We start from the raw sequence: 23589 nt of genomic DNA on the forward strand, positions 1-23589 counted from the left end.
CAAGGCCTGCGCATTCGGGGTTTTCTCGACCTGGGTTTCGATCAGCTGTTGCACCGTTTGCTGCAACGGGTATTCGGTGGCGGTGGTGTTCCAGCCCTCCACGAGAATCTGACGCTCACTGGCCGCCAGCATCGGTAGCGCATCAACTCGCTGCTGCGGCGCGGCCAGCATGGCGTCGAGCAGTGCCAGCCAATGAGCGGCCATGCGCTCGACGGTGGAGGCATCAAATAAGTCCGTGGCATAAATAAACGCCGCCGACAGCGCGCCGTTATGCTCGACAGTATTGAGGGAGAGGTCAAACTGCGCCGTGGGGCTCTCCCACTCCAGCCCTTCAATGCGCAACCCAGGCAATTGCACCGAGGCGGCCTGAGGGTCCTGCGCCTTATGGTTGAACATCACCTGGAACAACGGGTTGCGACTCAAGCTGCGTTCCGGCTGGAGAACGTCCACCAGTTGCTCAAAGGGCAAATCCTGGTGAGCCTGGGCATCCAGGGCGCTCTTGCGCACCTGTTGCAGCAAATGCCTGACAGTGGCGTGGCTATCCACTTCGGTGCGCAGCACCTGGGTATTGACCAGAAAGCCGATCAAGCGCTCGGTTTCACTGCGACTGCGATTGGCAATCGGCACGCCGACGCGAATATCGGACTGCCCGCTGTAGCGATGCAACAACAGCTGGAACGACGCCAGCAACACCATGAAGCCGGTGACGTTCTCTTGCTGGGTCAAGCGCTTGAGTGCTTCCAGCCGTCGGCCACCCAGCTCGACTCGCACACTGGCGCCGGCAAAGCTTTGCACCGCTGGGCGGGCGTGGTCGGTGGGTAACTCCAGCACCGGCTGCTCGCCGGCGAGTTGCGTCTGCCAATAGCCCAGTTGCCGCTCACGCTCACCCGCTTCCATCCAGTGCCGCTGCCACAACGCGTAATCGGCGTACTGCACCGGCAAGGGCGGCAAGCTGCCTTGGCGGCCCTGGCTGAAATCAGCGTAAAGCTGCACCAGTTCATCAGCCATGACTTGCAGGGAAGCGCCGTCACAAATGCTGTGATGCAGAGTCAGCACCAACACATGCTGGTCCGGCGCCAGGCGCAACAGGCGCGCGCGCATCAAGGGGCCGCTGGCGAGGTCGAAGGAGGTCCCGGTCTCCGCTTCAACCAGTGCCCGCAGGCCTGGCTCGCCGCTGGCAAGCCATTGGGCCTCATGGGCCTCAGCCAACAGTGGCCGGGCCACCGGGTCGCCGATGTGTTGCAGGACTTGATCGCGGTCCTGGATAAAGGTCGTGCGCAGGCTTTCATGGCAAGCCACCAGCGTCGCCAGGCTGTTGTGCAGGGCATCGAGATCCAGTGCGCCGATCAGGCGTAAAGCCTTGGACAGGTTGTAGGCTGCACTGTCGGGGTCCAATTGCCAGAGGAACCATTGGCGCTGCTGGGCGTAGGACAGCAGTAAAGGCTCGTCGGCATCGCGTTTGAAAATAGGCGCGACACCAAACAAATTAATGCCCTTTTGCTTGAGCAGGATGGCCAGCGCCTTCCTTTCTTTCGCAGAAAGCGCTGCTACCGACTCGATTAACTTTTGCACGCCATAGCCCTCAATTAAGAAATCAGTTTCTCAAGATCATTGGCTGATAGACGTTTGAGGGCCTCCAGAGATTTAGTCAGTTCGTCCTGTAACGGTTGCAAATCGCTTTGCAAGCCTTGCAACTGATCACAGAAGTCACGCAGGTTTTCGGTGGCAAACAGCACCTTTAGCGGTACCTCCAGGTTCAATTGCTCGCGAATGCGCATCGTCACCTGGGTGGCCAGCAACGAATGGCCGCCGAGGGCAAAGAAGTTATCATTGAGGCCCACCTGGGCGACCTCCAGTACCTCTTGCCAGATGCCGGCAACGCTCTGCGCCAGTTCGCTGTCCGGCGCCACATAGTCCGTTTGCGACAGGCTGGCGTCAGGCTCGGGTAACGCCTTGCGGTCGAGTTTTCCATTGGCTGTCAACGGCATCTGCTCCAGCAATACCAAATGCGCAGGCACCATGTACTCCGCAAGGTGTGCCTTGAGGCTCCGGCGCAGCTCACCACGCCAGACCGCCTGATCCTCCACTTGCACCGAGGGCACAAGGTAGCCGACCAAGTGCGTACCGCCCGCGCCCTCCCGAGCCAGGACCACCGCCTCGCGTACCGATGGCTGATCCAGCAAGCAGGCTTCGATTTCTCCCAGTTCGATACGGAAACCGCGAATCTTTACCTGCTGGTCGATCCGGCCCACATACTCGACCACCCCATCGGCGCGATACCGTGCCAGGTCGCCAGTGCGGTACAAGCGCCCACCTTCGTTGGAGAACAGGTCCGGAATAAAACGCGCGCCGGTCAGATCAGCCCGGTTCAAATAGCCCCGCGCCAATCCTGCCCGCCCCACATAGAGTTCACCGATACAGCCCTTGGCCACCGGGTTGAGCTGTGCATCGAGCACGTACCAGGACAGGTCCGCAATCGCCACGCCGATCGGGCTGGACGCGCCATTGTCCAAATCCGCCAACGACAGCGGCCGGTAAGTGACGTGTACCGTGGTTTCGGTGATGCCATACATGTTGATCAGTTGCGGAGCGCAATCGCCGAATCGCGCGAACCAGGGCCGCAGGCTACTCACTTCCAGCGGCTCGCCGCCAAATACGATGTAGCGCAGCGAGAGATCGCGCGAAGACTCTTGCGCGCAGGCCACACCCATCAGTTGCTTGAACGCCGATGGTGTCTGGTTCAGCACCGTCACGCGCTCCTGGTAAAGCAGATCGAGGAAGGCGTGCGGCGAACGACTGACCTCTTGCGTCACGATCACCAGGCGGCCACCGTACAGCAGGGCGCCAAAGATCTCCCAGACCGAGAAGTCAAATGCGTACGAGTGGAACAGCGTCCAACAGTCATCGGGACCGAAGTTGAACCAGCCCTGGGTAGCCTGGAACAACCGCAGGACGTTTCGGTGCGGTAACAACGTGCCCTTGGGCCTACCGGTGGAGCCAGAGGTGTAGATCACATAGGCCAGGTTATCCGGCGCGACCACCACCTGCGGGTTGTGGTCGAAAACTCCGTGGTCATCCTCGATCAACAGGCTGCGCACGCCTTGCGGGATCGGCAGGCTGGCAAGTAGTTGGCCTTGAGTCAGCAACAAGGTCAGGCCACTGTCCTGGATCATGTACTGCAATCGATCATCCGGGTAGGCCGGGTCCAGTGGCACATAGGCGCCGCCGGCCTTGAGGATCGCCAGCAAGCCGACGAGCATCTGGAACGAGCGCTCCACCGCGATGCCCACCAGCACTTCAGGCCCAACGCCCTCGGCGATCAAGACATGGGCCAGGCAGTTGGCCTGGCGATTGAGTTCGCCGTAACTGAGGTGCTGGTCGCCCAACACCAGCGCCACAGCATCAGGTGCCCTGGCCGCTTGCAGTTCGATCAAGCGATGGATCGACTCGCCTTGCGGATAGTGGCCCGATACTCCATTCCACTGCTCCAGGGTCAATTGACGCTCATCGTCAGTCAACATGGGCAGCTCGGCAATGCGCGCTCCAGGCTGCACGACGATGCCCTGCAACAGAGTCCGCCAATGCTGCGCCAGGCGTTCGATGGTGCTGCGTTCAAACACGTCACTGGCATAGGTCAGCGAGGCGATCAAACCGGCTTCGCTTTCGGTGGTGTCCAGGACCAGGTCGAACTGCGCGGTTCCACTGTCCCAGGCCAGCCCCTCGATATGCAAATTGTCCAGTTGAGCGGGGTGAGCCGCGCGACTCTGATGGTTAAACAGCACCTGGAACAACGGGCTGTGGCTCAGGCTTCGCTGGGGTTGCAGGGCATCCACCAGTTGTTCGAACGGCAGGTCCTGGTAGGTCTGGGCGTCGAGCACCGACTGGCGAACCTGGCGTAGCAGGTCGCTAAACGAGTCCTGCCCGTCGACCTCGGCGCGCAGCACCTGGGTGTTGACGAAGAAACCCACCAGACCCTCGGTTTCCATACGGTTACGGTTAGCCACCGGCACGCCGACACGGATGTCCGCCTGACCGCTATAGCGGTGCAACAACATCTGGAACGACGCCAACAACAGCATGAACAGCGTGACCTGTTCACGTTGCGCCAGGGCCTGCAAACCGTCGGCAAGCTGCGACGGCAAGGCGAAGTCCAGGCGCGCACCGCGAAAGCTCTGCTCGGCTGGGCGCGGGAAATCGAACGGCAATTCCAGCACCGGCTGCTCACCGCCCAGTTTCTCGCGCCAGTACGCCAGTTGCCGGTCACGCTCGCCCTCGGCCATCCGCTGCTTTTGCCAGGCCGCATAATCGGCGTATTGCAGGGGCAGCGGGTTCAACCGGGCCTCGCGACCTTCACAGCCAGCGGCGTAAAGCTGTACCAGTTCGTCGACGATGATCTGCATCGACCAGCCATCAGAAATGATGTGGTGCTGGGTGATCACCAGTACGTGATGATCGGCCTGGATCTCCAGCAATTTGACGCGCATCAGCGGCCCGTTGAACAGGTCGAATGGACGCTGGATTTCCTCTTCCACCCGCTGCTGGATCGCCCCGGCCGCCACGCGTTGCTGCTCGACAGCCTGCATGCGATGCGGCTGAATCACCTGCCAGGTTCGCTCGCCCTCCTCCACGAAGACGGTGCGCAGGGATTCATGTCGCTGCACCAGGGCCTGGAACGCTTGCTCCAATGCATGCACATTCAGCTCGCCGCGCAAATGCAACGCGGTCGGTACGTGGTAAGCGGCGCTGTCGGGGTCCAGTTGCCAGAGAAACCACTGGCGCTCCTGGGCCGATGACAACGCCAGCGGCCGACCGCGCTCCAGAGCCACCATCGGCAGGCTTTCCCGGGTTTGCAGGCCCTCGCAGGCCTCGGCAAATGCCTTCAAGGTGGGCTGTTCGAACAGAGTGCGCAGCGCCACTTCAAGTTGCAGGTCATGACGAACCCGGGAAATCACCTGGGTGGCCAGCAGGGAGTGGCCGCCACGCTCAAAGAAGTGATCGTCGAGGCCGACGCTGTCAACCTGCAACACCGCCTGCCAGATCGCCGCCAGTTGCGCCTGAAGAGAGTTTTGCGGGGCGACGTAGGCAACCTCGGACCGATTCAGATCAGGCGCGGGCAATGCCCGGCGGTCGAGCTTGCCGTTGTTGTTCAAGGGCAGCGCGCCGAGCAATAGCACATGGCCTGGCACCATGTAATCAGGCAACGACTGGCGCAAGGAGGCAATCAGTTGCTGGCGAAAGTGAGCCTCGTCGACTGAAGGGTCGCTGGCGACGACATACGCCACCAGCTGCGCGCCACTCGGGCTGTGGTGGGCAATAACGGCGGCCTCGTGCACTTGTTCCAGGGTCTGCAGGCAGGCTTCGATTTCGCCCATTTCGATGCGCAAACCGCGAATCTTCACCTGATGGTCGATGCGCCCGGCGTATTCCAGAGCGTCATCGCCGTTGTAGCGAGCCAGGTCGCCACTGCGGTAAAGACGTGCGCCCGGCAATGGCGAGAACGGGTCCGGCAGGAAGCGCTCGGCGGTCAGTGCGGGACGGTCAAAATAGCACTGGGCCAGACCGGCCTCGGCGCCGATGAACAGCTCGCCGACGCCACCGGTTGGCAACAACTGGCCGGCACTGTCGAGGACATACAGCGACCGGCCGTCGATGGCCCGCCCAATAGGAATACCAAACGCATCGCTGGTATCGTCCAGCCTGCATTGATGCACGCTGGACACCACCGTGGCCTCGGTCGGGCCATAGGTATTGAGCAGGCGCACCGCGCCCAGACCGGCTTCATGCCAGACCCGCAAGCCTTCCACGGACATGGCTTCGCCACCCACGTGAACCTGGCGCAGGTTGCCCAGGGAGCCGCCGAGTGCGTATTCCTTGGCCAGCAGATACCAGTAAGCGGCCGGCAAATCGGCCAGGGTCACGCCCTGGGCAACGATTTCCCGCGCCAGTTGCCCGGCGTCCAGCAGCTCATCGCCGCGCATGATCAGCGCAGCACCGGTGCACAACGGCGGGTAGCATTGCTCGACAAAGCCATCAAAGCTGAACGTGGCAAACTGCAGCACTCGGTCCTCGGGGCTCAGCACGCTGTAATCCTCAGCGCTCTGGCAGAACTGGCCGAGGGCCGCATGATCAATCGCCACGCCCTTGGGCAGGCCGGTGGAGCCGGAGGTGTAGATCACGTAGGCCAGGTCGGCAGCGACCGCGTGATTGGACGGATTGCTGGCGGGGTAGCTCGCCAGTTCGGCGCCTGTGGGGCTGAAATCCAGGCGCGTCAGTTGCTCGGGTAACGGCAGGTCTTCCAGCAGGCCGGTCTCACACAGCAGCAAGTCAAGGCGGCTGTCGGCGAGCATGTAGGCCAGACGCTCGGTGGGGTATTTCGGGTCCAGCGGGACATAGGCGGCGCCACTCTTGAGTACGGCCAGCAAGCTGACAATCAAGTGCGGGCCACGACGGCAGGCCAAGCCGACCCGCTGGCCGGAGCCGACGCCGTGCTCCTGCAGGCGATGGGCCAGACGGTTGGCCCGCTCATTGAGCTGGCCATAGCTCAGGGCTTGATCGCCTGCCTGCACAGCCAGGGCCGCAGGTGTGGCCAGGGCCTGGGCAGCGATGCGCTGATGAACCAACGCGTGACTGCGCGGGGTCGATACTGGCGATTGGCTGAGCGCCAGCACAGCACGACGACCGGGCGCATCCAGCAGCTCCAGGGTGCCCAGGCAAGCCTGGGCATTGGCGACCAACTGCGCCAACAGGTGTTGCAGGTTGACGTTCAACTGACGCACGCCAGCCTCGCTGAAGCGCGCCGTGTCGTAGCTGAACTCCAGGCGCAGGCTGGCACCCAGCTCGATGCCCAGGGTCAACGGGTAATTGGTGCGTTCGTGATTGTGCAGTTCGCCAAAGGCCAAGCCGGCGGGCGCGCCTTGCTTGAGCGCCTCGGCCACCGGGAAGTTTTCGAACACCAGCAGGCTGTCGAACAGGGCCGAGCCTTGCTGACCGGCCCAGGCCTGAATGTCATACAGCGGCACGTGTTCATGGTCACGCAGGCTCAGGTTCAACGCTTGCAGTTCGCTCAACCAAGGCCCGACCTGCTCGGCCGGCCCAGGGCTGCTGATGATGGGCAAGGTGTTGATGAACAGGCCCAACTGCTGCTCGATGCCCGGCAACGGTGCCGAACGCCCGGCCACCGTGGCGCCAAAAGCCACGCAGTCCTGGCCGGTATAGCGTTGCAGCAACAGGCTCCAGGCCCCTTGCAACAGGGTGTTGAGGGTGATTTTTTGTTGACGGGCGAAGTCGATCAACGCCTGGCTCAAGGCACTGTCGACACTCACCTGATGCTCCGCCATGCCCGTTGCGCCGACGGGAGGCCGCAGCGCATCGGCCAGCAAGGTGGGCGCTTGCAGCGGCGCCAGGGTGGCTTTCCAGAACGCCTCACCGGCCTGTGATGCTTGCTGTTGCAGCCAGCTCAGGTAATCGCGGAACTGCCCAAGGGGCGCCGGCAATAGATGGCCGGCGTAATGGCTGATGACTTCACCGAGCAGTTGGGCGTTGCTCCAGCCGTCCATCAGGATGTGATGACTGGTGTAGATCAAATGCCAGGTTTCATCGCCACCGCGCACTAGCATCAGGCGCAACAGCGGTGCGCTGCTCAGCTCAAAGCCCAGTTCGCGTTCAGCGCTGGCCAAGGCATCCCGGTCGGCGTAGATATCGTCGATCACCTGCAACTGCAGGTCCACCTGGCGATGGATCACTTGATGTGCGCTGTCCAGGCCCAGCCAATGGAAGCTGCTACGCAGGATGTCATGGCGGTCGATCGCCGCTTGCCAGGCGCGACCGAAGGCCAGCACATCCAACCCTCGAATATCCAGGCGCAGTTGATTGATGTAAGCCTGCGCCTGAGGCTCATACAAGGTGTGGAACAACATGCCCTGCTGCATCGGTGACAACGGGTAAATATCGTCGATGGCCGGGCCTTCCACCGGCAGCCGATCCAGTTGCTGCTGAGTCAGGGTCGCCAGGGGGAAGTCCGACGGCGTGACCTGGCCCGGCGTCGCGGCGCAGCAGTGCTCGATCAGCGCCTTGAGTTCCCGAGTGTAGATATCGGCCAACTGCTGGATAGTCGAGGCGCTGAACATTTCGCGGCTGAACCCCCATTGCAGTGCCAGCTCGCCGCCATACACCTGGCCTTCCACTGTCAGCCAGTTGGCCAGCGGCGCTTGGGGGTCCTGAGCCTGACCGCTGCCCTGAGTGGCCGGAACAAAGAGTGCCGACTCATCGAACTGCCGGTCGAACTGCCCCAGGTAGTTGAAGGTGATACGCGGCGCCGGCAGTGCCGAAAGCGCTTCGCGGGCCGCAGGTTCGCCGAGGTAGCGCAACAGTCCGTGGCCCAGGCCTTTACCGGGCACGGCGCGCAGCTGTTCCTTGATCGATTTGATTGAAGTCGCCAGTTCAGCCGCCGGTTGCAGGCGCACCGGGAACACGCTGGTGAACCAGCCGACGGTGCGGGTCAGGTCCAGGCTATCGAACAGGTCTTCGCGGCCATGGCCTTCAAGCTGGATCAAGGCGGCGTCCTGGTCGCTCCAGCGACAGACGGCGCGGGCCAATGCAGTCAGCAGCAAGTCGTTGACCTGGGTGCGATAGGCCGCCGGGGCGGTTTGCAGCAATTGACGGGTCAGCTCGGCGTCGAGGCGGGTTTCGATCTTTTGCCCCAGGCGGTTGTTCAGGCCGCCCTGTGGATTATCGCAAGGCAGGTCGGCGGTGCTCGACTGCGTCAGCCAGTACGGCAGCTGGTCGTTGAGGGTCTGCGCGTGGGCATGTAGATGCTGCGCCCAGTGCTGGTAGGCACTGGTCTTGGCCGGCAGTACCGACGGTTGTGCGGCTGAGTGCTGCTGATAAGCCTGCTGCAAATCCTCCAGCACGATGCGCCAGGACACGCCGTCCACCACCAGGTGATGAACCACCAGCAACAGACGCTGGCTGCCATCAGCCAGATTGATCAGCGCGGCGCGCAACAGCGGCCCCTGCCGCAGGTCGAGGCTGCGTTGCGCCTCGTCACACAGCGCGGCCAATTCATCGACGCTGTCGGCGCGGCATTGCCATAGCCCGGACTCGCTGACCGCTGTGGCGTGGGTTTGGCACCAACCCTCGGCCTCACCGGCAAAGCGCAGGCGCAAGGCATCATGGTGGTTGATCAGTTGGATCAACGCCGCTTCCAGCGCCGGGACCACCAGCGGTTCACGAGGCGTCAGCAGCAACGACTGGTTCCAGTGATGACGGGCCGGGATAGCCTGCTGGAAAAAAACCTGCTGCACGGGCGTCAGAATTACTTCGCCGCTGACCGGGCCTTGATCGATCGCGTTGTGCTGATCAAAGGTCGCTACCCGCGCCAGGCTGCGCACGCTCTGGTACTGAAACAGGTCCCGTGGGCTCAGGCGAATCCCGGCCTGGCGAGCTCGGCTGACCATCTGGATGGAGATGATCGAGTCGCCCCCCAGTTCGAAGAAGTTGTCTTCCAGGCCGACCTGCTCAACGCCCAGCACATCGCCCCAGATCGCCGCCAGGGCTTTTTCCAGGTCGCTGCCGGGCGCAACAAAGGCCTGCTGCGGCGCCGCGTCCGGCAACGGTAGCGCCTTGCGGTCGAGCTTGCCGTTGGCGGTAACCGGCAGTTTCGCCAACGGCATCAGGTAGGTCGGCACCATGTATTCCGGCAGGTTGCCCAACAGCCAGGCCTTGAGGTCCTGTTGCCACGGCGTGGTCGGCTCGGCGGCATCCAGCACCAGATAAGCCACCAGCTGTTTGCCACCCTGCACCAGCACCACCGCTTCACGCACCAGAGGGTGCTGCATCAGGCGGGTCTCGATTTCTCCCAGCTCGATGCGCAGGCCCCGCAGCTTGACCTGATGATCCAGGCGCCCGAGGTATTCAATCACCCCGTCGGCACGCTGGCGCACCCGGTCGCCGGTGCGATACAGGCGCGCACCGGCAGTGAAAGGGCACGGCACAAAGCGCTCGGCGGTCAGCCCAGGACGGCGGTGATAACTGCGGGCCAGCCCGGTGCCTCCCAGGTACAACTCACCCGCTACACCGGCCGGAACCGGGTTCAGTTGCGCGTCCAGCACGTAGGTGCCGAGGTTGGCGATGGGCCGACCGATGGGCACGCTGTCGGCGCCTTCGTCGACACACGTCCAGTGCGTGACGTCGATGGCCGCTTCCGTCGGCCCATACAGGTTGTACAGCGCCGCGTTCGGCAGTTTGGCGAAGACTTGCAATTGCGCATCCAGCGCCAGAGCTTCACCGCTGCACACGATGCGCTTGAGGCTTGCACAAGCCTGGACGCCAGGCTCGTGAATAAACGCCTGGAGCATCGACGGCACAAAGTGCAAGGTGCTGATGTGCTGCTCGCGGATAGTTTCGATCAGGCGGGCCGGCTCGCGGTGTTCGCCAGGGGCGGCCACCACCAGGCGCGCGCCTGTCATCAACGGCCAGAAGAACTCCCAGACCGACACGTCGAAACTGAAGGGCGTTTTCTGCAAAACCGCGTCGCTGCCGTCCAGGCCGTAGGCGTCCTGCATCCAGCACAGCCGGTTGACCAGCGCACGATGGCTGTTGCCGGCACCCTTGGGTTTGCCGGTCGAGCCCGAGGTGTAGATCACATAGGCCAGGTTCAAGCCATGCACTGTCACCGCGACGGGCTCGGTGCTGTAACCCTCAAGCCAGTCGGGCTGCGGGTCCAGCATGATGACCTTGACCTCGTTCGCAGGCAGCCTATGTAGCAGGCTGGTCTGGCTGAGCAAGAGGCCGATGCCACTGTCTTCGATCATGTAGGCCAGGCGGTCCAGCGGGTACTCCGGGTCCAGCGGGACGTACGCGCCGCCGGCCTTGAGGATCGCCAGCAGGCCGACCACCATTTCCACGGAGCGCTCGACACAAATACCCACCAGCACATCCGGACCAACCCCTTGCTGGCGCAAGGCATGGGCCAACTGGTTGGCGCGAGCGTCGAGTTGGGCGTAGCTCAATACCGTCGCGCCGAACACCAGGGCCGGTGCTTGCGGGGTTCGCTGTACCTGATCTTCGATCAACTGATGAATGCCGCGCTCGGTCGGGTACTGCTCATCAGTCTGGTTCCAGCCATGGACCAGCACCAGCCGCTCATCGGCGGCCAGCATTGGCAACTCCCCGATACGCTGGTTGCCATCGACGACCATGGCCTGCAACAGACTGATCCAGTGCCAGGCCATGCGCTCGATGGAAGCAGAATCGAACAGGTCATTGGCGAAGGTCAGCGCGGCGTGCAGGGTGCCGGACTTCTCATAAGTGTCCAGGGTCAGGTCGAACTGGGTGGTGCGGCCTTGCCATTGCACCAGGGACAGTTCCAGCCCGGAAGCGGTGCTCACCGAAGCGATGTCTGCCACCACTGGCTGGTGGTTGTACATGACTTGGAACAACGGCGTGTGGCTCAAGCTACGCTCGACTTTCAACGCTTCCACCAGGCGCTCGAACGGCAACTCCTGATGGGCCTGGGCGCCCAAGGCGTGCTCCTTGATACCTTGCAACAACTCGCCGACGCGGGTTTGTCCGGTCAGCTCGGTGCGCAGTACCTGCGTGTTGACAAAGAAGCCGATCAACCCTTCGACCTCGGTGCGGTTGCGGTTGGCAATCGGCACGCCAATACGCAGGTCGCCCTGGCCGGTGTAGCGGTGCAGCAGCACATTAAAGGCGCCGAACAGCAGCATGAACAGCGTGACGTTGTGTTGCTGCGCACAACTGCGCAGTTGCACGGCCAGCGCCGGATCAATCGCAAAATCATGACGCGTGCCCCGGTAGCTGGGCATGGCCGGACGCGGATGGTCGATGGGCAGTTCCAGCACCGGATGCTCATCGCCCAGACGCGCTTGCCAGTATTCCAGTTGGCGAGCCTGTTCGCCCGCCTCCAGCCAGCGGCGCTGCCACAGGGCATAGTCGCTGTACTGGATCGGCAAGGCCGGCAGTTGGGGCGCTTCATTACGTTCATGGGCGTCGTAGCAGCGGATGAACTCGTCGATCAATACATTCATCGACCAGCCATCGGAAACGATGTGGTGCAGGGTCAGCAGAAGCACGTGCTCCTGCTCGGCCAACTTGAGCAATTGCACCTGCAGCAGCGGGCCATTAGCCAAGTCGAAGGGCAAGAGTGATTGTCGGGTAGCGGCATCCGTCACCGCGTGTTCACGCGCGGCGGGCGCCAGGGCGCTGAAGTCCACCTGTTCGATGGCCAACGACGGCTGCACGGCAACCTGCAACAAGCGCTCATCGGCCTGGCGCTGGAACACCGTGCGCAAGGTTTCATGACGTGCCACCAGGCTGGCGAACGCTTGCTCCATGGCGCGCAAGCTCAACGCGCCCTTGAGCCGTACGGCCCCCGGCAGGTTATAGGCACCACTGGAGGGATCCAATTGCCAGAGAAACCACATCCGCTGCTGCGCGTAGGACAGCGCCTGTCGGTCCTCGGCCTCCACGCCTGCCGGAATCGGAAACCGGGAAAAATCCACCCCTTCCTTGTGCAACGCCTGGAGGAACATCTGGCGTTTTTCCAGGGGTAACCCGATAAACCGGCGAGCAAGTTTCAAGGAGTCTTCAGCGTTCATTTCTTGGGATCCGGGGCAATAGGCAGGAAGCACAAAGGCACGTCGTCCCTATAAAACGAATCCGGGAGGGAAAAATTAGCGGCGGGATCTAGTCAGACGGGAGGCTGCGGGAGGTGTCATCAAGGGTTACATCAAACATCGGAAAGCCTGACGAAGTCGCCCTATCATTGACGGACCTCATACTTTGCAACTACATTTAGTTACACACAGGGAACGCCGTGTCAAAAAATGAAAAGCTGCTCGCCAAATTGCTCAATGAGCAAATGACGTTTACCTGGCCTGAACTCGTTACGCTGTTGCGTCGACTGGGCTACACACAAATCGAAGGGGCTGGTAGCCGGGGCAAGTTCGACAAGGGCGACCCGAGTGCAATGATTACCCTGCACACCCCTCACTCCGGTAACGAGTTGAAACATTACATCCGGCGCCAGATCATCGAACAATTGAAATCAGGAGACCTGATTCAGTGAACAACCAGTTGAAACACAAAGGCTATATCGGCTCCATCGAAGCCAGCGTCGAGGACAATTGCCTGTTCGGCAAGCTTCTGTTCATCAAGGCTCTGATCAGCTACGAGGGCCAGACCGTGGCCCAGTTGGAAACAGCCTTTTGCGAGGCTGTGGACGATTACCTCGACACTTGCCAGAAGCTCGGACAAACACCAGAAAAGCCCTGCAAGGGCTCGTTCAACGTTCGAGTCGGTCATGACCTCCATTTAGCCGCCGCCTTGGCGGCGACCCGTCAAAAAGTGACGCTCAACGACCTGACGCGACAAGCATTGAACGAGTTCCTGCAACAGCATGCGATGGGGTGACCCATCACCCCAGCCGCCGATACCCCAACACCGCTGAAACCAACACCACGCCTGCGGCAACCAGCGCCACCCAGAACCCACTGGGGGCGCCAAAGTGGTCGATCATCCAGCCGGAACTGGCAGCACCGATGGCCACACCGATACTCAGGCCGGTGATCAGCCAGGTCATGCCTTCGGTCAAGCGGCTGGGCGGGACAATTTGCTCCACCAGGGCCATGGACACGATCAGGGTTGGGGCAAAGAACAGACCTGAGACAAATACCGCCACCGACAGGCCAGGAATGTTCACCACCAGCAACAACGGCAGCGTGGTCAGCGCCGTAGCCACTCCGCAGTACAGAAACTGCCTTGGCAACGGCGCTGCCAGTTTCAGGGTGCCAAAGGCCAGCCCCGCCAGGCACGAGCCGATGGCGTAGACCGACAACACAATACTCGCTGCAGCAGGTTGGCCCTGATGCTGGGCGAACGCGACGCTGACCACATCCACCACGCCGACAATGGTGCCCATGGCCATTAGCAGGATCATCAGGATCAGCACCGACGGCGACGCAATCAACCAACCCCCGTGATGGCCGTGGTGCTCATGCACCGGTGGCTCGGTCTGGCGTTGCAGGACGAAGACGGTGACCCCAACGGCCAGAAACAACAACGCCATCAACGGCCCTGCTTCGGGAAACAGCACCACGCTCAGCCCCACCGACAGGGGCGGCCCGAGAATGAAACACACCTCGTCCAGCACCGACTCCAGGGCAAAGGCGGTTTTCAGTTTTGGCTGGCCTCGATATAACTCGGTCCAGCGCGCCCGCACCATGGCCGACATGCTGGGCATGCCACCGGCCAGGGCAGCGAACAGGAACAAGGTCCAATTCGGCGCCTGCAAGCGGGTGCACAGCAACACCATCAACAGCGCGCCACCACCCAGGATTGCCGCCACCGGCAACACCCGGCTCTGGCCATAGCGGTCCACCAGCCGTGACACCTGGGGGGCGCAAAAGGCCGTGGCCAAGGCAAAGGTCGCCGCCACCGCGCCGGCCAATCCGTAACCGCCGTGAACTTGCGACAGCATGGTGATCAGCCCGATGCCCGTCATGGAAATCGGCATGCGAGCGAGCATGCCCGCCAACACAAAAGCCCTGGAACCTGGCGCCTTGAACAACTCGGCGTAAGGGTTTGCCATGGTGCGTAACCTCTACCTGAATGCCCTGAAATTTGCGTCGTGTGTTATCAGGGGGAAAATACATTTGAAACCCAAAGTTTGATAGCGATACACCACCACCGTCGCATTCCTGCCAATCGGTGAACTTGTGCCAGGCGCCACCAGTCAGCTAACTGAACGCTCTGGAAAAGGTTGGGTGCTGAATGCGTATCTCGTTGGATCAACAAGTGGCCCTGGTCACCGGCGCCAGTTCCGGGATCGGCGCCGGAGCTGCCAAGGCTCTGGCCGAGGCCGGGGCTGCGGTGGTGCTGAACTACAACGCCCAGGCGGCGCCGGCGCAAGCCTTGGCGGCGCAGATCAATGCCAGCGGTGGCCGGGCGATTGCCGTCGGCGCCGATGTCTCAAAAGAGGCCGACGTCGAACGACTGTTTGCGCAAACCCTCGACACCTTCGGCCACCTGGACATTCTGGTGGCCAACTCCGGTATGCAGAAAGACGCCGCAGCCGTGGACATGACCCTCGACGACTGGAACACCGTCATCGGCGTCAACCTCACCGGCCAGTTCCTCTGTGCCCGCGCAGCCTTGCGTATCTTCAATCACCAGGGCATCCGCGAAGGTATCTCCCGGGCCGCCGGAAAAATCATCCACATGAGTTCGGTCCACCAGCTCATTCCCTGGGCCGGGCACGTCAACTACGCGGCGTCCAAGGGCGGTGTCGAGATGCTGATGCGCACCCTCGCCCAGGAAGTCAGCCAGCAGCGCATTCGCATCAACGGCATCGCGCCAGGGGCGATTCGCACAGCAATCAACCGCGCTGCCACCGAGGACGATGCCGAGCAGCAACTGCTCAAGTTGATTCCCTACGGTCGGGTCGGCGATGTCGAAGACGTGGCCAACGCGGTGGTGTGGCTGGCCAGCGATGCCTCCGATTATGTGGTGGGCAGCACCTTGTTTATTGATGGCGGCATGAGCCTTTATCCGGAGTTCAGAGGTAATGGTTGATCTGAAGAACGAAGCACAAAGCGCCATTGATGCCCACGGCATCATCGGCGATATGCGAACTGCCGCCCTGGTCAACGACAAGGGCAGCATCGACTTTTTCTGCTGGCCGGAGTTCGACAGCCCGTCGATCTTCTGTTCGTTGCTGGACTCCCCCGCTGCCGGGATCTTCCAACTGACTCCGGACTTGCCCGACGCCCGCCGCGAGCAAATTTACCTGCCGGACACCAACGTCCTGCAAACCCGCTGGCTCAGCGATGAGGCGGTGGTGGAAATCACCGACCTGTTGACCATCAGCGAAGAAGTCGACGACCTGCCGTTGCTGGTTCGCCGGGTGCGGGTGGTCAGCGGCAAGGCGACGATTCACCTGCGCTGCGCTGTACGCCATGACTACGCCCGTGCGCCAACCCGCGCCACCGCCGACAATGACGACGTGTGCTTTGAGGCCCCTGGTCAACCCGGCCTGCGCCTGGCCAGCAGCCACACCCTGCAGATCGACGGCGACGCAGCCGTCGCCAGCTTCACCCTGGAACAGGAGCAAGGCGCCGAATTTGTCCTCGGCGGCATCGACGATCCCAGGATTGAAAGCACCAGCACCGACCTGTGCCTGGAGCGCACCTTGAAGTTCTGGCGCGCCTGGATCACCCAGTCCAACTATCGCGGACGCTGGCGGGAAATGGTCAACCGCTCGGCTTTGGCCTTGAAGCTGTTGACCTCGCGTAAACACGGCGCCATTGTCGCCGCCGCCACCTTCGGCCTGCCGGAAACCCCCGGCGGCGAGCGCAACTGGGACTACCGCTACACCTGGATCCGCGATGCGTCGTTCACCGTCTACGCATTTATGCGCCTGGGTTTTGTCGAGGAAGCCAACAGCTACATGCGCTGGTTGAAGGGCCGGGTCAGCGACTGCTGCGGCGCGCCCATGAAGATCAACATCCTGTATGGCATCGACGGTCGCCAGGAACTGCCCGAAACCGAGCTGAGCCACCTGCGCGGCCATGGCGGCGCGCAACCGGTACGTATCGGTAATGAGGCCTACGACCAGGTACAGCTGGATATTTTCGGCGAACTGATGGACGCGGTGTACCTGGTCAACAAATACGGCGAAGCCATCTCCCATGAAGGCTGGAAACACACCCTGGAAGTGGTGGGTCAGGTCTGCGAAACCTGGAACCACAAAGACGTCGGCATCTGGGAGATGCGCGGCGAACAGCATCATTTTTTGCATTCGCGGCTGATGTGCTGGGTGGCCCTGGACCGCGCCATTCGCCTGGCCTCCAAACGTTCGCTGCCGGCGCCGTTCGCCCGTTGGGACCAGACCCGCCAGGCGATCTATGAAGATATCTGGAGCAATTTCTGGAACGAAGAACGCGGGCATTTCGTGCAGCATATCGGCAGCACCCAGCTCGACGGTTCGATGCTGCTGATGCCGCTGGTGCGCTTCGTTGCCGCTACCGATCCGCGCTGGTTGTCGACCCTGGACGCGATCCAGAAAAACCTGGTGCGCGACGGCATGGTCTACCGCTACCGCAACGACGACAGCCAGATCGACGGCCTGCAAGGCACCGAAGGCGCGTTTGCCGCCTGTTCATTCTGGTACGTCGAATGTTTGGCCCGTGCAGGCCAAGTGGAAAAGGCGCACCTGGAGTTTGAGCAGTTGCTGCGCTACGCCAATCCGCTGGGTTTGTATGCCGAGGAGTTCGACAGCCAGGCACGACATCTGGGCAATACGCCACAAGCGTTGAGCCATTTGGCGTTGATCAGCGCGGCGACATTTCTGGATCGCAAGCTGAGTGGCGTGAAAACCGTCTGGCAGCCTTGAGGGGGACAAGCCCGCTCGCCACAGGTTGTTTTGCAATTATCAAAAGCTATGTATATATCGGTGCGACCGTTTTACTGCACCACCAGATATTCAAGGAAAGAATATGACCCAGCACATACGACGAAGCATAAACACAGGGAAGGTCTTATTTGACTGATGTCTATCCTCTCCATCCTCATCCACGTCCCCTACTGGCGCACCGCTACGCTTCCAGCGGCCACGTGGAGATGCCAGGTGCGTGATCCGTGGGGCAACTGCATCGGATTGCGCCAGCCTGGAGGTGCGACATGAGTGTTTTCCCGACCCTGTACACCGAACGCTTGCTGCTAAGGGAGTTGGTCGCCAGCGATGCCCCGGCGCTGTTTTCGATTTATCGCGATGCCGAGGCCATGCAGTGGTTTGGCGTTGATCCCATGACGGACCTGCTTCAGGCCCAGGCCTTGATCGAGACCTTTGCTCAGTGGCGCACCCAGGCCAATCCTGGTACACGCTGGGGGCTGGAATGCGACGGCCAATTGCTGGGCACCTGTGGTTTTTTCAAGTGGAATCGGGGCTGGAGCAGTTGTTCGCTGGCTTGTGAGCTGGCACCCAAGGCTCGGGGCCGAGGGTTGATGGGTGAAGCGCTGCGGGCCATGCTCGATTGGGGTTTTGCCGAAATGCAATTGCATCGCGTCGAAGCCCTGGTGCACCCGCAGAACCATGCGTCGCTGGCACTGCTTGGACGTCTGGGGTTCGGCAAGGAAGGTACGTTGCGCGAGGCGGGGTTCTGGGCCGGCCAGCGTCAGGACCTGCACATATTGGCGTTACTTGCCCATGATTATCCAACAGCATCCACGGTAGTTTCCGGCTAAAGTCCCTCAGTCTTCTGTCCCCGAACGGAGCACCGATGAACCACATCGCACCGCTGCATTACGTCCGCACCCCGATGCTCGACATAGCCTATGAAGCCCATGGCCCGGCCGACGGCGAAGTGGCAATTCTGCTCCACGGTTTCCCCTACGACCCGCGCGGCTACGACGACATCGCCCCGGCCCTCGCGGCACGGGGCTTGCGGGTGCTGGTGCCCTACCTGCGTGGCTATGGCCCCACTCGCTTTATCAACGCGGACATAATGCGCTCCGGCCAACAGGCGGCCCTGGCCAAGGATCTGCTGGACTTCATGGATGCCCTGTCCATCGAAAAAGCCGCCCTGGCGGGTTATGACTGGGGCGGACGCGCCGCCTGCATCGTCGCGGCGCTGTGGCCCGAGCGGGTGCGCTGCCTGGTGACGGGCGATTGCTACAACATTCAGGACATTGCGGCGTCGATCAAACCCCGTGCAGCGATCACGGAACATCGCCTGTGGTATCAGTTTTACTTCCATACGCAACGGGGCGTCGATGGCCTGACCGCCAACCGTCGCGAGCTGTGTGAACTGCTGTGGTCGCTGTGGTCGCCGTCCTGGGCGGACGGGCCGAACCTGTACGGCCAGACGGCGCCATCGTTTGATAACCCTGACTTTGTCGAGGTGGTGATCCACTCCTATCGCCACCGCTTCATGTATGCCCCGGGCGACCCGACGCTGGAAGGGATAGAGCAGGCGCTGGTGCAGCCGCCGGCGATTTCGGTACCGAGTATTTCATTGTGCGGGGCCGACGACGGTGTGGGCCCGGCGCCTATGCTGGATGATGACCTGGGGCGTTTCAGCGGGTTTTATCGGCGGCGGGTGCTGCCGGGGGTGGGCCACAATATTCCCCAGGAAGCACCGCAGGCGACGCTTGAGGCGCTGATTGAGTTGCTTGAACGAACGGGGAATGACTGAGCCCGCCTATCACTGGCTGACGGAAAACCGCTCGCGATAGGCCTGGGGCGTCACCGACAAGGCCCGCAAAAAACTGCGGCGCAGGGTCTCTTCGCTGCCAAAACCGCATTGCACGGCGATTCGCTTGATCGACGTGGCGCTGTCGGCCAGTTGCCGGCGGGCGGTTTCCACCCGCATCAACTCCACAGCCCGCGCCGGGGTCTGGCCGGTTTCGGCGCGATAATGACGCACAAAACTGCGCTCGCTCATACCCGCCTGAGCCGCCAGGGTCGGGATGCTCAAGTCCAGGCTCAGGTGTTCGGCCATCCAGGCGTGCAACTCGCTGAAACGGCTGCTGCCCTTTTGCAGGGACACTTGTTGTAAGGACAGTGTCACGCTGAACTGCGATTGCCCGCCCGGGCGTTTGAGAAACACCACCAGGTGCCGCGCCACTTCCAGGGCCACGGCGCGCCCCAAGTCTTCCTCCACCAAAGCCAGGCACAAATCGATGCCGGCGGTAACCCCGGCGGAGGTCCACACCGAACCTTGCTGGATAAAAATCGGGTTGGCCTCGACCTGCAATTTTGGGTACTTGAGGGCCAATTCTGCACAGCGGGTCCAGTGGGTCGTCACCCGGCAGCCGTCCAGCAGGCCACTGGCGGCCAACAGGAAAGCGCCGGTGCACACCGAGGTCATCCGGCGCGATTGCCCGGCCTTTTGCCGAACCCAGTCCACCAACACCGGGTCCTCGGCGGCACCGTACACGCCCCAGCCACCAGCAATCACCAGCGTGTCACACGGCGCATCGGCCGCTGGCAGTGGCTCGGCTACCAGGGCCAGGCCGGCGGAGGTCATCACTGGTTCGGCCTGTGAGGCAATCACCGTCACCGCATAAGGCAACAGCAAACCCTGCTGCCGGGCCAGATCGTTGGCCGAGGCAAACACTTGCAGCGGCCCGGTGACGTCGAGCACTTGCACATAGGGGAACGCGAGCACATGGACAATTTTCGGCATGATTGGCGTGATTCGTGGGATTAATGGCGTATGCGCCAAAGACTAGGTAACTAGAGTGAAGCCGTCCATTCATTTATCGCGCCCCCTATAACACTTCCCCTCTATCAGGAGTTTCGCCATGACCTTGCAGATCGGCTTTGTGTTGTTCCCCGGCATCCAGCAACTGGACCTCACCGGGCCTTATGACGTGCTGGCATCGTTGCCGGATGTGCAGCTGCACCTGATTTGGAAAGACCTGGCACCGGTCACTTCCAGCACCGGGCTGGTGTTTACGCCGACCATGACCTACGACGAATGCCCGGTGCTGGATGTGATTTGCGTGCCGGGGGGTGCCGGTGTCGGCCCGTTGATGGAAGACCCGCAGACGCTGGGCTTCCTCAAGGTACAATCGCGAACCGCGCGCTATGTGACGTCAGTTTGCACCGGGTCGCTGGTGCTCGGGGCGGCGGGCTTGCTGCGGGGGCGGCGAGCGACTACGCACTGGGCTTACCACGACATGCTGACCACCTTGGGCGCGATTGCGGTGCAAGAGCGTGTGGTGCGTGACGGTAATCTGTTCACGGGCGGTGGGATCACCGCAGGAATTGATTTTGCGCTGACGCTGGCGGCGGAGCTGTATAGCGAGGCGGCCGCGCAGTTGGTTCAATTGCAGCTGGAATATGCGCCTGCGCCACCGTTCAATTCGGGCCGGCCGGACACAGCGCCCAAGCATGTGCTGGAAGAGGCCAACAAGCGCACGATTGAATCGCGCAAGACTCGCGGTGAAATCGTGGCGCGGGCGGCGGCGAGGTTAGGCTGAGGGTACGGGGCAAAAATATGCAGGCTTGCCTGCTCCCACACTCGACTTGTGTACATCCGCGCAGTCCTCATCTCGACGATTGCTCAATCCATCAGCCAGCGACTAAAATGCGAAATACTATCAATTAAGACTGCTGCGCCAGGTCGGCTCACGTCACCGGGTCAAGCCAGGCATTACCGGCTGGGCGCAGATCAACGGCTACCGTGGCGAAACCGACACCCTGTTCAAGATCCAGAAGCGGGTTGAATACGACCTGGAATACATCGCCAAGTGGTCAGTGTGGCTAGACCTGTATATCGTTTTCATGACGATCCCGGCCGTTCTTTCCACCAAGGAAGTCTATTGATGAACACCCTCAACGGATTGATTCCGTGCATCATTTCCGGCGGCTCGGGCACGCGGTTGTGGCCTGTTTCCCGGCAGAACATGCCCAAGCCATTCATGCGCATGCGTGACGACCAAAGCCTGTTGCAGAAGACGTTCCTGCGGGCCAGTCATCTGCCAGGCGTGGAAAGTATCCTGACGGTGACCAACCGCGACCTGTTGTTCCGCACCCTCGACGACTATCGCGCCGTTAACACGGCGCACCTGGCCCTCGACCTGCTGCTGGAACCGTTCGGTCGCAACACCGCCGCCGCCATCGCCGTGGCCGCCCTGCATGTGCAGGAGCATTTCGGTGGCGAAGCGCAGTTGCTGGTGATGCCTGCCGACCATCTGATCCTTGATGAAGGTGCCTTCGCCGAGGCCGTGAGCCAGGCCCGCAACCTGGCCGAGGACGGCTATCTGGTGACCTTTGGCATCCAGCCCGATCGCCCGGAAACCGGCTTCGGCTATATAGAGCAGGGCTCGACCCTGGGTGAAGGTTTCCGGGTCAAACGCTTCGTCGAAAAACCTGACCTGGCTACCGCCCAGGGTTATCTGGACGGCGGCAAGCACCTGTGGAACGCCGGGATGTTCTGCTTCAAGGCCGCCGCCCTGCTGGAAGAACTGGCCACCCACGCTCCGACGGTGCTGGATGCGGCCCAGTTGGCGCTGGAACACAGCCAGACCCTGCGCAACAACAGTTGCCGCCAGCGCGAACTGAACCCTGAAGGTTTCGGCACCGCGCCGGACATCTCCATCGATGTGGCGCTGATGGAGAAATCCGCCCAGGTCGCCGTGGTGCCCTGCGACATCGGCTGGAGCGATATCGGTTCCTGGGAAGCCCTGCGCCAGCTCACACCGAGCGATGAAAACGACAACCAGATCAATGGCGAGGCGATCCTGCACGACGTGCATAACTGCTACATCGACTCGCCCAAGCGTGTACTCGGCGCGGTGGGTGTGCGCGACCTGATCATCGTCGACACCCCGGACGCGATCCTGATTGCCGACGCCAACCGCAGCCAGGACGTGCGCTACATCGTCGCCGAACTCAAGCGCCAGAACCATCCGGCGTTCAGCCTGCACCGCACCGTCACCCGGCCGTGGGGCACCTACACCGTGCTGGAGGAAAGTACCCGGTTCAAGATCAAGCGCATTGTGGTCAAGCCCAAGGCTTCGTTGTCCCTGCAAATGCACCATCACCGCAGCGAGCACTGGGTGGTGGTCAGTGGCGCGGCGATGATCACCAATGGCGACCGGGAAATCCTGCTCAACATGAACGAGTCCACCTACATCCCCGCCGGGCACAAACACCGCCTGACCAACCCAGGCGTCATCGACCTGGTGATGATCGAGGTGCAGAGCGGCGAGTACCTGGGGGAAGACGACATCGTGCGCTACGACGATATTTACGGTCGCGCACCTGTGGATGTGCCAAAGGAGCCGAAGCCCTAGCACCACAGCAAAAAGCCGTTGCTCAGGTGAGGAATTCTGGAGATCTCGTAGAAGGCATCCTGAAAGCACCACCCGATCCAGCATCACACTGGTCGGGTAGCGAACGGCTCAGTCATCCAACGGCTTAGGGGCTGCCGGTTTGGTTGTCTTGCCCGGTTTGGCACCAGCCTTGCCAGCGGCCGGGGCGGCGGGTTGCGGTTCAGCAGGCGCGGCCGCTTCTTTTTCAGCCATGGGCATCTTGTCGACGGCAGCGAAGAATTCCGCAAGATCGAGGGTATCCGGTGGAACAGTCTTTTCGACTTTCTTCTCGCCGTCCTTGCCTACCAGGATCACTTTAGTACCGGCGCCGGCACCGAGTTTGAGCGCACGAATCAGCGCGTTGGTGTCCTGGGCACCCAAGTCCTTTCCGTCGCGCTGGCCAGCGGTGCCAATGTTGGTGTAGTTCACGGTGTAGAGCACCATGCTGCGCTCGGTGAAGAGTTGCTTGTTGGCAGGATCTTCAAGATCTTTCTTGAGCTTGACCTGTGTCGGGTCGATGGAGCTGGGCGCAATAACGATCAGCGGGCGGAACTTGCCTAGATCCTGTTCCAGCGGACCTCGGTTATCCGCAGCCAACAGCGGCCCCGTAAAAGCCATCAAGGTAGCCAGGGTCAGCGACCGGATGAGCATGCGCACCTCCTTCTAATTCCATGCAGGTTCTTGAGTTTCATGTCTGCGACAGTCAAATTCAAGGATGATTCCTACAAGCCTTCCAGAAAGCGTAGGTCA

13 protein-coding genes and 1 pseudogene are annotated in these 23589 nt (G+C 61.7%); 9 read left to right on the forward strand and 5 right to left on the reverse strand.

The window, feature by feature from the left end; genetic code table 11:
• Together ACZRKZ_RS26870 and ACZRKZ_RS26875 are read right to left on the reverse strand one after the other, a co-directional pair.
• Window positions 1–1572 (reverse strand): condensation domain-containing protein (locus ACZRKZ_RS26870; RefSeq protein WP_463983151.1); only part of this gene is annotated, 1572 nt, incomplete at its 3' end.
• Between the two features lie 14 nt (window positions 1573–1586).
• A complete protein-coding gene (locus tag ACZRKZ_RS26875; protein WP_463983152.1) occupies window positions 1587–12617 on the reverse strand; it encodes a non-ribosomal peptide synthase/polyketide synthase in 11031 nt (3676 codons plus the stop codon).
• A 218-nt stretch (window positions 12618–12835) separates the two neighbouring features.
• Between ACZRKZ_RS26875 and ACZRKZ_RS26880 the strand changes: the two genes are divergently transcribed.
• A complete protein-coding gene (locus ACZRKZ_RS26880) occupies window positions 12836–13087 on the forward strand; it encodes a type II toxin-antitoxin system HicA family toxin (protein WP_463983153.1) in 252 nt (83 codons plus the stop codon).
• Entirely contained in the window at window positions 13084–13431 is a 348-nt protein-coding gene (locus tag ACZRKZ_RS26885; RefSeq protein ID WP_463968846.1) for a type II toxin-antitoxin system HicB family antitoxin, read from the forward strand. Before ACZRKZ_RS26880 ends, ACZRKZ_RS26885 begins: the two co-directional genes overlap by 4 nt.
• 4 nt (window positions 13432–13435) lie before the next feature.
• Here the strand turns inward: ACZRKZ_RS26885 and ACZRKZ_RS26890 are convergent, their stop codons facing one another.
• Window positions 13436–14608 (reverse strand): MFS transporter, encoded by a 1173-nt coding sequence (locus ACZRKZ_RS26890; RefSeq protein ID WP_463968847.1) that lies wholly within the window; start codon window positions 14606–14608, stop codon window positions 13436–13438.
• Between the two features lie 182 nt (window positions 14609–14790).
• On the opposite strand from ACZRKZ_RS26890, the gene ACZRKZ_RS26895 reads away from it, so the two are divergent.
• From ACZRKZ_RS26895 to ACZRKZ_RS26910, 4 genes are all read left to right on the forward strand, one after another.
• Window positions 14791–15591, forward strand: a complete 801-nt coding sequence (locus tag ACZRKZ_RS26895) for a glucose 1-dehydrogenase (protein WP_463983154.1) — start codon at window positions 14791–14793, stop codon at window positions 15589–15591.
• Window positions 15584–17410: a glycoside hydrolase family 15 protein gene (locus ACZRKZ_RS26900; protein ID WP_463983155.1), complete on the forward strand. Its 1827-nt coding sequence runs from the start codon at window positions 15584–15586 to the stop codon at window positions 17408–17410. Before ACZRKZ_RS26895 ends, ACZRKZ_RS26900 begins: the two co-directional genes overlap by 8 nt.
• A 287-nt stretch (window positions 17411–17697) precedes the next feature.
• Window positions 17698–18261: a GNAT family N-acetyltransferase gene (locus tag ACZRKZ_RS26905; RefSeq protein ID WP_463968850.1), complete on the forward strand. Its 564-nt coding sequence runs from the start codon at window positions 17698–17700 to the stop codon at window positions 18259–18261.
• Between the two features lie 35 nt (window positions 18262–18296).
• Window positions 18297–19211, forward strand: a complete 915-nt coding sequence (locus tag ACZRKZ_RS26910; RefSeq protein WP_463983156.1) for an alpha/beta fold hydrolase — start codon at window positions 18297–18299, stop codon at window positions 19209–19211.
• Window positions 19212–19220: 9 nt separating this feature from the next.
• Here the strand turns inward: ACZRKZ_RS26910 and ACZRKZ_RS26915 are convergent, their stop codons facing one another.
• Window positions 19221–20204, reverse strand: a complete 984-nt coding sequence (locus ACZRKZ_RS26915; protein WP_463983157.1) for a GlxA family transcriptional regulator — start codon at window positions 20202–20204, stop codon at window positions 19221–19223.
• 118 nt (window positions 20205–20322) lie between these two features.
• On the opposite strand from ACZRKZ_RS26915, the gene inhA reads away from it, so the two are divergent.
• The 3 genes and pseudogenes from inhA to ACZRKZ_RS26930 all read left to right on the forward strand — a co-directional run bounded on the left by inhA (window position 20323) and on the right by ACZRKZ_RS26930 (window position 22821).
• A complete protein-coding gene (inhA, locus tag ACZRKZ_RS26920; protein WP_463968853.1) occupies window positions 20323–21003 on the forward strand; it encodes an isonitrile hydratase in 681 nt (226 codons plus the stop codon).
• A 139-nt stretch (window positions 21004–21142) separates the two neighbouring features.
• Window positions 21143–21349 (forward strand): annotated as a pseudogene (locus ACZRKZ_RS26925) (sugar transferase); the annotation flags it as partial.
• Window positions 21349–22821, forward strand: a complete 1473-nt coding sequence (locus tag ACZRKZ_RS26930) for a mannose-1-phosphate guanylyltransferase/mannose-6-phosphate isomerase (protein WP_463983158.1) — start codon at window positions 21349–21351, stop codon at window positions 22819–22821. The pseudogene ACZRKZ_RS26925 and the gene ACZRKZ_RS26930, both read left to right, overlap by 1 nt.
• A gap of 108 nt (window positions 22822–22929) precedes the next feature.
• Here ACZRKZ_RS26930 and ACZRKZ_RS26935 read toward each other — a convergent pair whose 3' ends face one another.
• The gene (locus ACZRKZ_RS26935; protein WP_463983159.1) at window positions 22930–23490 is read right to left on the reverse strand and encodes a DUF4174 domain-containing protein; all 561 of its coding nucleotides are present in this window, start codon (window positions 23488–23490) and stop codon (window positions 22930–22932) included.
• Window positions 23491–23589: the final 99 nt, after the last annotated feature.

The sequence above is a fragment of the Pseudomonas sp. c313 genome, assembly GCF_055407145.1.